Origin of the sequence: Sphaerospermopsis sp. LEGE 00249 (genome assembly GCF_014299995.1) — a bacterium.
Taxonomy (GTDB): Bacteria; Cyanobacteriota; Cyanobacteriia; order Cyanobacteriales; family Nostocaceae; genus Sphaerospermopsis; species Sphaerospermopsis kisseleviana.
Map to the genome: position 1 here is coordinate 44,086 of NZ_JACJUZ010000027.1, position 14,158 is coordinate 58,243.

At 37.0% G+C, this 14,158-nt stretch carries 12 protein-coding genes; 2 read left to right on the forward strand and 10 right to left on the reverse strand.

From position 1 onward, the window contains the following. Nucleotides 1-3 precede the first annotated feature (3 nt). The 3 genes from H5968_RS11485 to H5968_RS11495 all read right to left on the reverse strand — a co-directional run bounded on the left by H5968_RS11485 (nt 4) and on the right by H5968_RS11495 (nt 2,344). Entirely contained in the window at nt 4-564 is a 561-nt protein-coding gene (locus H5968_RS11485) for a chemotaxis protein CheW (protein ID WP_187040061.1), read from the reverse strand. A gap of 13 nt (nt 565-577) precedes the next feature. After that, nucleotides 578-943, reverse strand: a complete 366-nt coding sequence (locus tag H5968_RS11490; RefSeq protein WP_187040062.1) for a response regulator transcription factor — start codon at nt 941-943, stop codon at nt 578-580. A 189-nt stretch (nt 944-1,132) separates the two neighbouring features. Then, nucleotides 1,133-2,344 (reverse strand): response regulator, encoded by a 1,212-nt coding sequence (locus H5968_RS11495; RefSeq protein ID WP_187040063.1) that lies wholly within the window; start codon nt 2,342-2,344, stop codon nt 1,133-1,135. Nucleotides 2,345-3,937: 1,593 nt separating this feature from the next. Here H5968_RS11495 and hmpF point away from each other — a divergent pair. Then, entirely contained in the window at nt 3,938-5,698 is a 1,761-nt protein-coding gene (gene hmpF, locus H5968_RS11500; protein WP_187040064.1) for a pilus motility taxis protein HmpF, read from the forward strand. 24 nt (nt 5,699-5,722) lie between these two features. Here hmpF and tilS read toward each other — a convergent pair whose 3' ends face one another. The 5 genes from tilS to H5968_RS11525 form a co-directional block, all read right to left on the reverse strand. Beyond that, the gene (tilS, locus tag H5968_RS11505; protein WP_187040065.1) at nt 5,723-6,712 is read right to left on the reverse strand and encodes a tRNA lysidine(34) synthetase TilS; all 990 of its coding nucleotides are present in this window, start codon (nt 6,710-6,712) and stop codon (nt 5,723-5,725) included. Between the two features lie 73 nt (nt 6,713-6,785). Continuing rightward, nucleotides 6,786-7,805, reverse strand: coding sequence for a serine/threonine-protein kinase (locus tag H5968_RS11510; protein ID WP_187040066.1), 1,020 nt, complete (start codon nt 7,803-7,805; stop codon nt 6,786-6,788). Nucleotides 7,806-8,020: 215 nt separating this feature from the next. Continuing rightward, on the reverse strand, nt 8,021-9,532 hold the full coding sequence (locus tag H5968_RS11515) for an ABC transporter substrate-binding protein (protein ID WP_187040067.1): 1,512 nt from the start codon (nt 9,530-9,532) through the stop codon (nt 8,021-8,023). Nucleotides 9,533-9,549: 17 nt separating this feature from the next. After that, nucleotides 9,550-10,506 (reverse strand): NB-ARC domain-containing protein, encoded by a 957-nt coding sequence (locus tag H5968_RS11520; protein ID WP_187040068.1) that lies wholly within the window; start codon nt 10,504-10,506, stop codon nt 9,550-9,552. A gap of 50 nt (nt 10,507-10,556) precedes the next feature. Further along, complete coding sequence (locus tag H5968_RS11525; RefSeq protein WP_187040069.1) at nt 10,557-10,865, reverse strand: hypothetical protein; 309 nt, start codon at nt 10,863-10,865, stop codon at nt 10,557-10,559. 348 nt (nt 10,866-11,213) lie between these two features. On the opposite strand from H5968_RS11525, the gene H5968_RS11530 reads away from it, so the two are divergent. Beyond that, entirely contained in the window at nt 11,214-11,957 is a 744-nt protein-coding gene (locus tag H5968_RS11530) for an OmpW family outer membrane protein (RefSeq protein ID WP_187040070.1), read from the forward strand. 55 nt (nt 11,958-12,012) lie between these two features. Here the strand turns inward: H5968_RS11530 and H5968_RS11535 are convergent, their stop codons facing one another. After that, nucleotides 12,013-12,360, reverse strand: coding sequence for a KGK domain-containing protein (locus H5968_RS11535; RefSeq protein ID WP_187040071.1), 348 nt, complete (start codon nt 12,358-12,360; stop codon nt 12,013-12,015). Between the two features lie 194 nt (nt 12,361-12,554). Then, nucleotides 12,555-13,598 (reverse strand): c-type cytochrome biogenesis protein CcsB, encoded by a 1,044-nt coding sequence (ccsB, locus tag H5968_RS11540; protein WP_187040072.1) that lies wholly within the window; start codon nt 13,596-13,598, stop codon nt 12,555-12,557. Between the last annotated feature and the right edge of the window lie 560 nt (nt 13,599-14,158).

The following is a 14,158-nucleotide window of genomic DNA, read 5'->3' on the forward strand; positions in this document are numbered from 1 at the left end:
ACTTCAACCTGCCCACCTAGCACTCCGCAAAATTGCTGTTTGATCAATCAATCTTAGATACTTATTATTTTCAGTATCTATCCATTCGCCCCTGAGAAAAGGAGCCATCGTATCTGGTACATTATTGGCTGGCATTAGATACTGTACATCAAGCCAACCCATACCACATATTTGTTCTACTCCTAAGCCTACTATTGTGTCTTGATCTTCAATAGCAATTACTGGTATCTCCGACCTATCCGTGTTTAATGGAGTGGCATCTCCCAGAAATTGACCTAAATCTGCTACCCAAATTAATCGACCTCGTAAATTTAGAGTACCCAAAAGCAGTGGAGAAGCATTAGGAATCGGGGTGATCCGATCAGGACTGAGTTCGATGACTTCCCTGATCCCAGTTGCCGGTAATGCAAACTCCTGTTGTGAAGGAATATAAAATCTTAAATGTAACTCGCCTTTTGGGTCTATGGCTTGTGCCACGTTAACGCTATCAGGACTTTCTAGTTGTAATTCTGGGCTAAATTGGTCTGGACCGCTGCCACTTAAAAAGTCTGGTTTGCTGACCATTTTGTTATCATCCTTATCCTCGCAGTAATTGTTTGACTGTTCCTACCAACTCAGTTGGTTGAAACGGTTTGGCTATATAAGCGTCTGCTCCTTGTCTCATTCCCCAGTAGCGATCAAATTCTTCTCCTTTGGAAGAACACATGACTACGGGGACATTTTGGGTTTTGGGATCGGATTTTAACCGCCGACAAAGTTCGTAGCCATTCATACGGGGCATGACAATATCCAAAACTACTAAATCGGGAGGTGTGCTTTGAATGGCTTCTAAAGCTTCTACTCCGTCTCCCGCATGGGTGACAGTTAAGCCACTAGCTTTGAGGAGATCTGTGATCATCTCCCTTTGGGCGATGCTGTCTTCGACAATCAGAACTGTACTCATAAATACCTATCTACCTCCTATGTCAGACTTTCGGTTCTGGAATGTTCACCAATTCTCTTCCCAGCTAATAATTGTATAAATTAAGTCTAATATTTAACTAATTTACAAAGTCATTTTACTGGAGTTAGCTGATTCTGTAATAACATTTTTTACCCTATCTTTGAGCAAATCCACAAGTCTTGTCTTGGTTTATATTCCCACACTGGGATCTACGTTGATATATTTTTCTATAAGCATAAGTAATTCCGTATCTGCAAATGGTTTTGTCAAATAGTCTGTAGCTCCAACCATTCTCGCTCTGACACGATCAATAAATCCTTCTTTGCCAGTGAGCATGATAATTGGTACAAATCGAAATGCTGTGGAATGTCGCAGCATGGAGCAAATTTCGTATCCATCCAATTCCGGCATAGCTATGTCGCATAAAATTAAATTGGGTTGGAGTTGAAAAACGAGGCTGAGGGCTTCTAAAGGTTTAGTGATGGAAATCGCTTCATATCCTTGTGGTTTCAAAATTGACTCTACAGTTTCACAGATGGCGATCGCATCTTCAATACATACTATCCGTCCTTTTCCTTTATGGTTGTCTACTTTCTCCCAATTTGGTATTTGATCACCAGGCACTGAAGAAACTGAATATACTAATTGTAGCCACCCCTGTTGTACGTAGGGATATATTGCTTTGGCAATAGTTAAAATATCACGATTCAGATAACGAGCCAATTGGCGTATGGATGTTTTCCCATCCGCCCAATGTTGTAACTTATTCACTGTAGATACTGGTAGTGAATCTGTCAATTTAGCTAGATCAGCCAGCATCGGTAACTGTTCCGGCGATTGAATATGTGGATATAACTGTTTCCATTCTTGCACCTCCTTGGTAATTTTTGTGACTAAAGGCGTAATTTCTAAACTGGTGAGTTGGGGAACAAGTGCTGTCCCTAAATCGAAAATGAAACTGCCTTGGTGTAAGCTCAACAGATCAAACAGTGTCTCATGTACCAAGCCATAAATAATATTCCTAGCTACTTTTGGGCTAATGATATTCTGCTCTAAAAGCGCCCAGATGTAGGCATACTCTGGGGAATTTGTTGATTCTAAGGTGGTAAGTTGCATTTTGTTAAGCCGTTGCTCAACTCGGTAATGACGTAGGTAATCATCAATCCGGGCTAAACTACTTTCACCAGCTTGACAGTAGACGATTTGACCGTTTAGAAAAAATACAAACCAAGATAGTGGTTTACTCTCTCTTGCAGAACGGTGCTTGAGGGTTTCCTCCCTACTCAGTTTGTGGCTTTGGTAAGTGTGGTGTGCCTCCACCCACAACTGCCCAGTTCTTTGTCCTAAGGAAATCAGTTGTAGAATACTACAAATATCAATTTCGTTTAAATTTCCCTGCATTTACTTAAAACCCCCCTCCTTAGTATTCTAGAAAGATTACTTTATAAGAAAATCGAGTGCGCCAAAACCACGCCCGATAAAGTATCTCCACCAAGTTCCGATACTTTATCGTACTTCAGTCGGTGGATGTAGGCGAACGGCTTGCCCCTTTAGAGGCAGTCATGATATATTGCTTTTCAACAGGTATGGTAATCAACCTGTATAAAAACCTAACTGCCTAACGGCAATCTGTACCTTGACAATTGAAGATTGGTGGGTTCTATTCCATAGTTCTAGTTACTACCCAGGAATAAGTAAAATCTACTATTCGGGAAGCCGCTTCGCGTCTACATGGGGGCTAGACTCGTGTTGAGCGCACTTGTACTGAGCCACTTGTACTGAGCGCAGTCGAAGTAAGTCGAAGTAGTCGAAACACGACACATAATTTAAACTCAAACAAATTGGGAATCATCCAACTAGGGAAGGGCATTCCCTAAGTAACGCTTGAGGAGAGAACCACCTCGCTTGCTAGAAACTGCAAGGGATCTAGTCTAAGTGGACTCGTTGAATCAAGAATCTGCGCTCCTTGAGAACGCAAAGTGTCAATTATTGTCACCTTCAGCTTTTACCAGTTTCAAGTAGAATGGCTAGATGATTGTCTCTCACCAATATTCTGAAAACCTAGATATGCTCATTTTTTGATCGAGTTTTGACAAAGTTAGTGTTCACACGGTAGTCATAGTCACTATTATGTATACAGGATATAAAATATGCGATCCGGTCTGGTGTTGTAAATATTAATGGTTCTTCAGTACCTAGTATGCCAAACTATTAATTAAACATCAAAAATGTGTTTAAAAATAAAGGCAAAAAGCCATATCCCATGAAAAATACCTAAAATGCGATGCACTGAGCTTGTCGAAGTGTTAATAAATAATGCCCGTATTTATATCATAAGGGTTTTATGGTTTTTGTGAACGCAATCTAGCATAATATATAATGAAGACCCCGAATTTCTCACAAGAGGAAAAAATAATTGATGAAAAGCTACACCAAGTGAAATTTATTTGATACATGAAGGGCGGCGATGAGAAAAAATAAATGTCACAGTATAAATTCGATAAAAGCTGTAATAAATTATATGTAACCTAGCTGCTAGATACGGATATCAAGATTCTTTTGGTAAAACTCAGACATCAGGAAACACAGTTGAGAGAAAACTGAATTCTCAACTCGAAATAAAAACTAAAAATGAGCTATTGTTACTTTCCCACCTTGGAAATTTACTACTACTGGGTGGGTTTATTCTCTTTCAAATTTGAACTGTTTTGGTGTACAATCTGTTGTTAATTGGGTCGTACTTTATAACTGTTGAAATGCTTTATACATATAGATTTTCTCAGTTTTTGACCCTTTTTTTCTTGTTCTTTGTGAGAAATACGGGGGTGGTATCGGCAAACTTTCAACTCAGCTTAGTACCCATGACAAGGGTTAACTTGCAGAGGAGCCGTGTGATGTGAAAACATCACGCACGGTTAAACAAGACAAATGCAAAAAATAATCTAAGGTATATACTGAAACACAGACGTAAAGTACATCAAAAGGACTAGCGGTGTGCTGTATTTAGCAGAAGTACAAAAGCAGAAAGGCGGTTTACTGAGTGGCGGTTCTAAAACTGAACTCAAACTGCTCGCTTGTCAACGTAGTGACCAGAATTGGAGTAATGTCTCAGAAGAAACAATTGTGGCTGAGGAAGCCAGCAAATTGAATGATGGCGCACTTGTATTGGTGGAACTGAGTCCGAATCGTCAATTACAGCGGATTCAGGAAGCCGGTCGGCCGCTAGTAAACATTTTGCAAAGTTTTTCCCGTCAAGTGGAAAAATTTAAGCTCAAGGAAGATGAAATTGACTCGTGGAAGCAGTCACTAATGTTTCAAGTCCAAGAGATAAATCGCCGTGAAATTGACATGGAAGCGCGGTGGGAACAACTGCAAAATCTAGAACAAGAGGTACAAAGCTTAGAAAAAAACAAGCAGGAAGTTGAAAAATCCCGTGAGCAAATTGACAGATTGCGGGCAGAAGTTGAACGCAATCGTCACGAACTCGAAGGTGCTTGGGAGCATTTACGGGGAGAACAACGTCGTCTTGATGAAATTAAAGCAGATTCTCACCAGGGGACTGTTTTCAATGAGGATGAAAGCCGAAGAATTGCTGATTTACTCAATCGCTTATCTAATGGCGTTGGTTCTACGGGAATATTGCGGAAAAATCTGAATTTGGCTTTTGAACTTGTAGAAAAGCAACAAGCCACTCTCAACCCACATTGGCAACAACTAGAGTCCAAGCGCCATTTGGCTCAACAACAACAAGGGGAAGTTGAACAACTCTGCCAAACTTTGAGCGATCGCCAATCCCAACTCCAACAAAAGCAAAATTATTTGCAGGAACAAACAACTCAGTTACAACTGACGAAAACACAGCTGAACAGTAAACAAGATTTTCTGGACTTACTTAAAGCACAATTGTCAAATCAAGAATATTTATACCAACAAACCCAGGCTTTTTTGACAATGACTGGGAATATGGTTTTGGACAGTCAAGTTGATGTAGACGCTTTGCAGCATCTCCCTCTGGAAGAACTGCAAAAAATTGTACACGACTTACAAAATAAACTAGAAATAGATTCTAGTTTCGTTCAAGACCAGGAACAAGAATTAAATTACAAGGAACAAGCTATACAAGAAATAGAGAAAAAGATCCGGCATGCATCTGGAGATGAACTCAGAAATTTAGCATCAGAACTCGCTGAAGAACAAGACCTCTATCAGATGCTAAATAAAAGTTTAAAACCACAACGCCATAATTTACGAAAACAGGAGCAAATTTTTAAACAGCATCAAGCTATTTTACTGCACCGACAAGGACAGTCTGTTCCCCACTCCACAGGTAATAATGCAATTAATTTAGAGTCAATTCTTGCCCAAATTGACACCCAACGACAACAACAATCCCAAGCACTGCAAAAGCTAGAAAGTGAGATTCAGCAACTGATTGCTGATATTGAAAGCAAGCAAGGGGAAATAGAACATCAAACCCATGAGTTAGAGTCTCAGCGTCAAGAAATTAAATCACTGGAAGCACAATTACTGAACTTGCAAACTACAACTGCTGAATGTTGGGGTAAGGTCAATCTTTATCAAGAAGCTTTACAACCTATTCAGGATTGTTTGGATGGTTTACGGGATAAGCTACAAGCTGTTTCTGAATCTGTAAATCATGTTCAAAAGAGTGGTGATTCTCAACTTCAGACTATTACCCAGATGCGTCAGACTATTAAAAGTTTGATTCCTCAATTGGATTTGTTAGCTTCTTAGAAAGGATGAGGATGAAAATCTCACTCATCCTTGCTTCTTGATTATACATATCCACTCACCTTGTACTTGAGCGATCGCTCCACCGGGAAAAGGATCAGTTTGAGAACGGTTGGGTGCTGTAATTAAAGCTGTGATTTTTTCAATGTGTTCAAAGTTGGGAGCATCAGGTAATATTTCCTGTAATACCTGACGCATCACTCGACGTTGCAAAGCTAGGGGTTGTTTTTTTAAAAGATGACGATTGAGTTGTAAATCTTCTTTCTCACCCTTTACTGAGGCTTCTAACCGCAATTGACGGGCTGTTTGTTCTAGATATTCTACCTCTGCTTGCAGTAGTTCTGCTGTTTGTGCTAGGTGAGATTCTACTTGGGGGTTGAAATTTTGCTTGAGATATGGTAAAAGTTCGTTACGTATGCGATTACGAGCATATTGTAAATTTTGATTTGTGGAATCTTCCCAAATTGGTAAATTAAAATCCTGACAAAATTGCTCAGTTTGGGTGCGAGTAACTTCTAAAAGTGGACGTACTAGGGTAATATTGTCAGTCATTGGACGTTGCCAAGTTAAAGCTTGTAAACCGTCAGCACCAGTACCGCGCATAAGGTTGTAGAGTAAAGTTTCCGCGCGATCGCTGGCTGTATGTCCAGTAATGATATATTGATAATTATATGTTTGGGCAATATTCGTTAAAACCTGATAACGCCAATTTCTAGCTGTAGCTTCACTATTAACAGGATTTATAGCTGTTTCTAAATAAAAAGGTATATTCCAAGTTTGTGCTAAATTTTGGACATGATCCGCATTAGCTGGAGAGTCAGAACGCCAACGATGATCACAATGGGCTATAGCTAGATTCCATCCCCATTGAGGTTGTAAATCTAATAATAATTTAATTAAGCATAAAGAATCTTGACCACCGGAAACTGCGACTAATAGATTTTGGTGACGCTCAAATAAATGACGAGCGCGGATAGTACGATGTATGTGGGCGTGGAGAGGAGTCCATAAGCTCATTTTTCTGTTGCTGCTAGTGCATGATTTTAGTTGACAAGGATAGATTGAAATTCATAAGTTTAATGATCACAAATTATAATAAATATTTAATCAAAGGTAAAAAGAGAAACCCACCAATCACACAGACAACAACTAAGAAAAACACTTTCCAGCCTAGTGTTAATATATTTCCCATAGCTAGTAAAGTCAAGAAAACTAGATTGAGAGCAAAACTTAAAAAAACAATTGGTACAGGAAATAAAGTTGGCTTATTATCTGCTGCAATTTCTTTGATTTCCTGTAAAATTTCCTGAGTATTTCTTGGTCTGTCTCGTGGTTGATGCTCTATTAAATCATCAATTAAATCTTTAAATTCTTCAGAAATTTCTGGAGATTCATCTCGCCATAATAACTTTGAATTTCTTGGATCTAGTTGCAAGTTTCCATTTCCAGGATAAATTCCAGTTAGTAAATGAACAAAAGTACGACCCAAAGAAAAAAAATCAGATTGATAAGTTACCCCTATGCCATTTTCTTGTTCTGGTGAACAATAACCAGGTGTGCCAATTTGTGTACCAGGAATAGTTTGCTTTTGAGTTTTTTGAGTAGCTTCTTTAACAATCCCAAAATCAATTAATACTAATTGACCATCAGGTTTTAACATAATGTTATCTGGCTTAATATCCCGATGTAAATAGTTTTGACTATGAACATGATCTAAAATATCAATTAGTTGTTTTAGCCATTCAATAGCTAATTTGGTGTTAGTAATTTTTTGATTTTTTTTTAGCCATTCACCTAAATCCTGTCCAGCGATTTTCTCCATTACTAACCCATGTAAAATTTCCTGGGTGTGAATACAACGAAATTTGAGATAACCATCCACTTTCACCTTGGGAATTCCTGGATGATTTAATTTTTTCAATACATCATATTCTTGTTCAAAAAGTTCCACAACTTTCGGATTGCTAGAATTTCCGAACCTTAAAACCTTAATGACTTTATGATCACCCATTAAGCTATCTTCTACCTCAAAGGTCTTACCAAAATTCCCATCTCCTAATTCTTGAAGTACATGATAACGATTGCTAATAATATCTCCTGTTTCGATCATAATTATCTCTCCTTTCGGTTAATAAAATATGGGTTGATTTTAAGATTTTAGCATTATATATGGGAGCATCCCAAATGTGTAAATTTGTGTAAATTTATTTTGATCTAACGAACTTAAATGTTCCAAGGGACTGATATGATTGAACCGCAAAGGGCGCAAAGGACACAAAGGTAAGAGAGTTTAAGAGATTTTTTAGTGTTGCTGCTGTCATTTTTTCAAAATTGGGATGCTTCCTGATCTAGACACTTTAAATCTGATACATTATAGTTAATCGGTACAAACATAGCCCCATAGGTAGAACATTGAGTAGGTACAACACGGACTATTTGAGAAATATTTTCTTTCCTATCTCCATCCTGATCAAAAGAAATATTACCCGAAGCACCTCCTATAACCTGTAGACTTCTTAAATGCTGCTGTATATCTAATCTTTGTTTTTGCAAAGAATCGTTGATATTTAGTTTTTCCAGAGCTTTTGTCAACACCAAAGTAGCATCATGAGACATGGCAGTTTGAGCATCTATCTTACCTGTTCCCCAAAGGTTTTGGGCTTTGGTAATAACCTCCTGATTAGGAGCAGTTAAAGGATGCCAAGGAATGAATATTAAAAGATTTTTGACAAGATTTCTGCGATTAAGTATTTGAGGATCATATAAAACCCACAGTCCTCCCATCGGTAATTGATTTTCATTAACATCAATGATACTTAAAGTATTTTTGAAAGAGAGAGAATTAACATGACCATCGGGAATAAGAATAAGTGCTTTAGCTCGTTGTTTTTTAACTTCATTTAATATCTTATTAGGAATAAAGTTAGGTTGAGATATATCTATTGCAATTATCTTATTTGCATCCAATTGCTTCCGAAATTCTTCCAAAGCAGATTTGCTATAAGTGCTACTTGGTGTGTAGAAAATAGCTACTTTTTCTTCCTTAGCTAATTTAGCTAATTGCCATTTTTCAATCAGTAGAGTAGTCTGAACTTTAACGCTATTAACAGTGCGAAAGAAAAAATTATTTGGATATGTATTACCATTTAAAATATCTGGTCGCAAAGCAGTAGAAGCAGGAGAAATAAAAACTATTTGATGCTTGTGATAAACTGGTAAAGCGGCTTTAGTGAGTTCAGAGGCATAATGTCCAATAACTGCAACTATGTCTTTTTTAGAGAGTATATCTTCAGCTAATTTATTCACAGTGTTTGGGTTATTTTTATCATTAACAATGATAATTTTTAGACCTGGATATTTAGGATTTTTGTTAAATTCTTCCTGAACTTGTGCAGCACCTCTTAACAGAGCTTTTGCTATACCTTCAGAGTTTCCATTAATAGGAACTACCACAGCAATAGTGTAACTTTTTTCACTAGTGATTTTTTCCTGTTGCATCAATTTGGCATTATTAAGGTAGATCAAAATTTCCGGGTTATTTGGATCTGTATTTCTCTTTTGAGTAAAATAATTAACAGCTTTTTGCCAGTTACCTGCATGAAAATATGAAAATTTCTCTTGTGTAAATAAACTTTCCTCACCACAAGATAAATTGTCAGATAATTTAAAGTTGTTACACCAAGTATTATAAAAATAATAATTATATAACCCAATAAATAAATTATCTTGAGGATGAATAATCCAATATCCCCAAACAGTAAAACTTAATATCAAGATTAAAAATGTTATTTTAGCCCTGATGGTGTATTGACGGAAGTTTTTGCGGATTTTTTTCATGTAATCAACCTTTACAATCAGTTATAACGTCTTTTAATATATTTTTTAATTAAAGGATTCAGAACCCAAAGAATTTTACCTCCTGCTAATATATCAGCTTTTTCAAGCAAACGCACTTGCCATAAATTATCTATCGCTTGACTAATTTCTCCTTTAAAGGGGAAAATTTGAGATATTTGAGCAATTAATAGTGGCTCTGTCGCTATCGCTAATTGTTGCATAATTTGAATTTCTAAGTTTGTTAAATTAAAAAAAAGTTTATCAAGTAATCCCATGATCACATCAGGTATATAAATTGTTCCTTCCAAAAATTCATAAATTTGTCCATCGTGAATGTTTTTAATTGGTTCAGAAGCCAGAATTAAAGCTAATGGATGTCCTTTGTATGTGTCAATTAGTTGTTCTATTCCTGAATTGACAATTCCCAAATCTGTCAATAGGTTTTTAGCATCTTGAATTTGTAAACCGCATAATGAAAGTTCCTTAATTTGTTGCTTATTTACAAATAAATTCATTACTCTTGGTCTTTGTATACTGGTAAAAACCAAGCAGCTATTATGTGCTAAATCTCCAATTTTTCTTAGTAATAAATCATAATTGTCCAGTAATTCACTAGTTCCCATCACTCCTTCCCATTGATCAAATATTAATAAACAATGATGCTGATTTAATAAATTAATCAGATTTGTAATTCTTCTATTTATATTTGTTTCTGGATTATTTGATGCAAAATAGCACTCTATATCAGTTAAAATTTCTGCTAAGGAAGGGGAATATTCAAGACTCTTCCAAATCACATAATCAAAATCATTTTTAACCTTTTCAACTAACTCCCTCACTAGCGCAGATTTACCAATACCATTTATCCCCAAAACACCTACCACACGACAGTTTTCGGTAACTATCCATTTTTGTAAATCAGACAGTTCTTGTTGTCGTCCATAAAAATCACTTACATCTGGTGCTTCCAGCAAATTTATATGTGAATTTATCTGTGAATTTATCTGTGAATTTATCTGTGAATTTATCTGTGCTTAGTGTTCTCTTCTGTGACAAGTTCTTTCTTTTTTTTTAAAAGTTCATCTAGCACTAACCGACAATTTTTTTTATTTATATCTGTTCCTATGGTATCACCCAGTTTCTTGAATAATTGGGGACCTTTAATAATCATGATGGTACTGGGAGCATAATTGGGAATTTTCATCTTTTTGTATGGTTCACCGTGCAGAGAATATTCCAGAATTGCTTCTTCACAAGGATCTAAATCTAAATCTTGTTCTTTTTCCCGCTTTACCCAATCTTTAAATAGTTTGATTAACTCTTTCCCATCCATAGTCCAGTTTTCTTTCAAGCTCGTATTGTGGATTGTATCTTAATTTGCACTAACTTTATTAAATTTATTAACTTTATTAGTTTTATTAGTTTTATGAGCTTAAATACTGATAATTAGTTAGTGATGACAATTACATATAGTGATGAGATACTTTTTTGTGTAAGGACAAAAAAAGAGGTTGTTGTGGTTGCTCAATACTCATTCAGGAACTAAAGCTAGTTAGAACAAAGAGAAGTTTTACTGGTATCGTTGAAACTATAGTAGATCAGCAATATTGGGTAAATTTCTATACAATCTTCAGCACAAGATAATTTCGTTTTTTAGTTTGAAATCAAAGTTTACCTACACATGAAAAAAAACTGGTGTTATTTGCTATCTTTAATATCAGCTACTTTACTGACTACCTCTGTTCAAGCTGAGGAAGTTTCTAGGAAAGCCGCTGATCTCATGGCACAAAGTCCTTTATTACCTACTAACAAGCAGTCTAATTCATCTAATTTAGTAGCTCAGAATAGGGATGCTGATTTGTTTGATTCTAGTCAACCTGGAAGTAACTATTGGTATCTAAGTGGAAGTGTTGGTGGTGCTTTCCCAAATGATCTAAAAGCAGAAAACTCCGATCGTGGATTAAGCGGTAGCTTAAACTTAGATTCTGCATTTCAATATAGCATAGCTGCTGGTTATCAGTGGAAAGATGCTCGCGCTGAACTAGAAGTTAGTAATGCTTCTTTTGGTGTTAATAAAGGTAATTTGAATAGTGACTCTTTTCCAGCTACAGGTAATGTGAGTGCAACTACTGTACTGGTGAACGGCTACTATGATATCCCGACTGGCTCTAAATTTCGTCCCTACATTGGTGCTGGTATAGGTGTTGGTTTAATTAGCGGTAAGCTTGAAGATATAGACCTTGGTATTGGCTCATCTTTTGCTTATCAAGGTAAAGTAGGTCTTCAATATGAAGTCGCCAAAAAAGGTAATGCTTTTGTTGAATTTAAATATTTGGGCATAAGCTCCTACAAAAATGATGCTGGTAGCGATATCAGCCCACCTAATTCCTATGGTGTGAGCGTTGGTTATCGACAAGGTTTTTAATCTTTAATTGCATATTGTAGGGTGCGTCTGATGCACTCTACAAACTTGATTCTATTCATTCAGTATATTTCAATTTTTCTCTTAAATCATCTAACGGTGAAGTTTCTTGATTTAATTTTGAATTATTATTCACAACTATTTCTTTGACTGTCGGTTCATCAGGTTCAAATTCTATGCAAACCCTGATTTTACCCTTTTTCCAACCATCACCAGGTCTGAGTACCTTTGCTTCCATACCTTCTGTAAACAGTTTTGCGTCGTGATCATCAGAACCTATATATTCTTTAATTACTTCTATTAATTCACTAGCTGTCATAGTTTTAGATACATCTAATCTGTCAAAATTTTCTGGATTCACAGAAATTACATCATTTTGATTTAGCATTGCAAATTGATGACTCACAGATATTACCTTGAAATTCATCAAACCAAGTATATTCAAGAATATTATACGTTATAACTTCTCCTGAATTTTTCTTTGTATCTTTGCGCCTCTGCGCCTCTGCGTGAGATCAAAAAATATTCCCCCTCTCAACAGAAAGGAGGAATTAATGATCAACACATCAAAAGCTGAAAGCTGAAAGCTGACTGCTGAAACTAGAAAAACCAACCGTAGGAATGTAAACCTTTACCCAAAAGATTCACACCTAAATAACAAATCCAAACTACAACAAAACCACCAGCAGCTAAAATTGCCGGTTTTCTACCTTGCCAACCGCGAGTAATTCTCGCATGAAGATAAGCAGCAAAAACTAACCAAGTAATTAAAGCCCAAGTTTCCTTTGGGTCCCAACTCCAATAAGAACCCCAAGCTTCATTAGCCCAAACACCACCGGCTATAATACCAATTGTGAGTAGGGGAAAACCCAAACCAATAACGCGATAACTAATATTATCTAGGGTTTCTGCTAGGGTAAGACGTTGAGGAGAAAGAATTTCCGCAGTAGCAACAGAGGTAATTTTTACCGCATCTAAAACAGCAGTACCATTACCATTGTTATTACTTTCCAACCGGGAAAAACCATTATTTTCCGATGCAGAAGTGAGGGTTTCTGTGACTAATTCTTCAGCCTTGATAAGTTTGTAACCATTGGTGCGATAACCACCATTACCAAAAGAACTTCCTTGTAATTGAATGTTTTGGCCGCGAGTGACAATTAAGAAAGCGATCGCCAACAAAGAACCCACCATCAAAGCCGAATAACTCAACATCATCACACTGACGTGCATCATCAACCAATTCGACTTTAAAGCCGGTACTAAAGGTTCAGAAACCTGCATTTCTGAAGGTAAGGTTAAAGTAGCAAAAGCTGTAATTCCCATCGCTACAGGAGCAGTTACAACCCCCACTAACTTGCTACGACTCGTATTTTCAGCAATGAGATGGACAGCAGTAATTCCCCAAGTGAGGAAAAATAGAGACTCATAAAGATTGCTAAGAGGGAAATAACCAGCTTCAATCCATCTTGCCCCTAAAAGAGTAGCAATACACAAATTAGCGATCGCCATTCCAGCTGTCCCCAAAGCCGCAGTCACCGATAAACTCGGAAAAGCCGCCCCCACCCAATACACCAGCATAGTGCAGAACAAAACAGCAAAGGAGGCATTATCCAGCCAGTTCTGGAGTACAACCAGATTCATAAACAATTCTCTCCAGTAAATCAGTGATCAGTTATCAGTTATCAGTTATTTAACCCAAGTTGCTAGTTAAGAATAGGAGTCGTAGGGGCGAAGCATTCGGCCGACCAATGATCGATCAATTTTTGTCACAGCCTATTTTCCTGTAAGGGCGAAGCATTCGGCCGACCAATGATCAATTTTATGAAAAGGCTATTTTCCGAATGCTTCGCCCCTACTTCGCCCCTACTTTGCCCCTACTTTGCCCGTACAGGAGTCAGGATAAAGAATCAATTATGATAGTATTCCCTGGTTTTTTCCTGTCTATTTCTCCTTTTCACTTCCATTTGAGAGCCTTTCTTGCATAACTAGCAACTTACGTTAGTTATCAGTTCCAGTTAGAGAATTAATTTAACTCAAACTCTGATACTTTGTACTGAAAGCATTCCAACTATCCTGATTTGATCCTATCTAGTTTTGGTGATAGTTGATAGTTGATAGTTGATAGTTGACAGTTGATAGTTGACAGTTGATTGGGAAATATAAAATTGATTACCCAGTCCCCAGTCCCCAGTCCCCAGTCC

Excerpts from the sequence above, each read along its gene's own strand:
- H5968_RS11510 (WP_187040066.1), bottom strand. The coding sequence starts at position 7,805 with ATGATCGAAACAGGAGATATTATTAGCAATCGTTATCATGTACTTCAA.
- H5968_RS11530 (WP_187040070.1), top strand. The coding sequence starts at position 11,214 with ATGAAAAAAAACTGGTGTTATTTGCTATCTTTAATATCAGCTACTTTA.
- ccsB (WP_187040072.1), bottom strand. The coding sequence starts at position 13,598 with ATGAATCTGGTTGTACTCCAGAACTGGCTGGATAATGCCTCCTTTGCT.
- H5968_RS11525 (WP_187040069.1), bottom strand. The coding sequence starts at position 10,865 with ATGGATGGGAAAGAGTTAATCAAACTATTTAAAGATTGGGTAAAGCGG.
- tilS (WP_187040065.1), bottom strand. The coding sequence starts at position 6,712 with ATGAGCTTATGGACTCCTCTCCACGCCCACATACATCGTACTATCCGC.
- H5968_RS11490 (WP_187040062.1), bottom strand. The coding sequence starts at position 943 with ATGAGTACAGTTCTGATTGTCGAAGACAGCATCGCCCAAAGGGAGATG.
- H5968_RS11495 (WP_187040063.1), bottom strand. The coding sequence starts at position 2,344 with ATGCAGGGAAATTTAAACGAAATTGATATTTGTAGTATTCTACAACTG.
- H5968_RS11515 (WP_187040067.1), bottom strand. The coding sequence starts at position 9,532 with ATGAAAAAAATCCGCAAAAACTTCCGTCAATACACCATCAGGGCTAAA.
- H5968_RS11485 (WP_187040061.1), bottom strand. The coding sequence starts at position 564 with ATGGTCAGCAAACCAGACTTTTTAAGTGGCAGCGGTCCAGACCAATTT.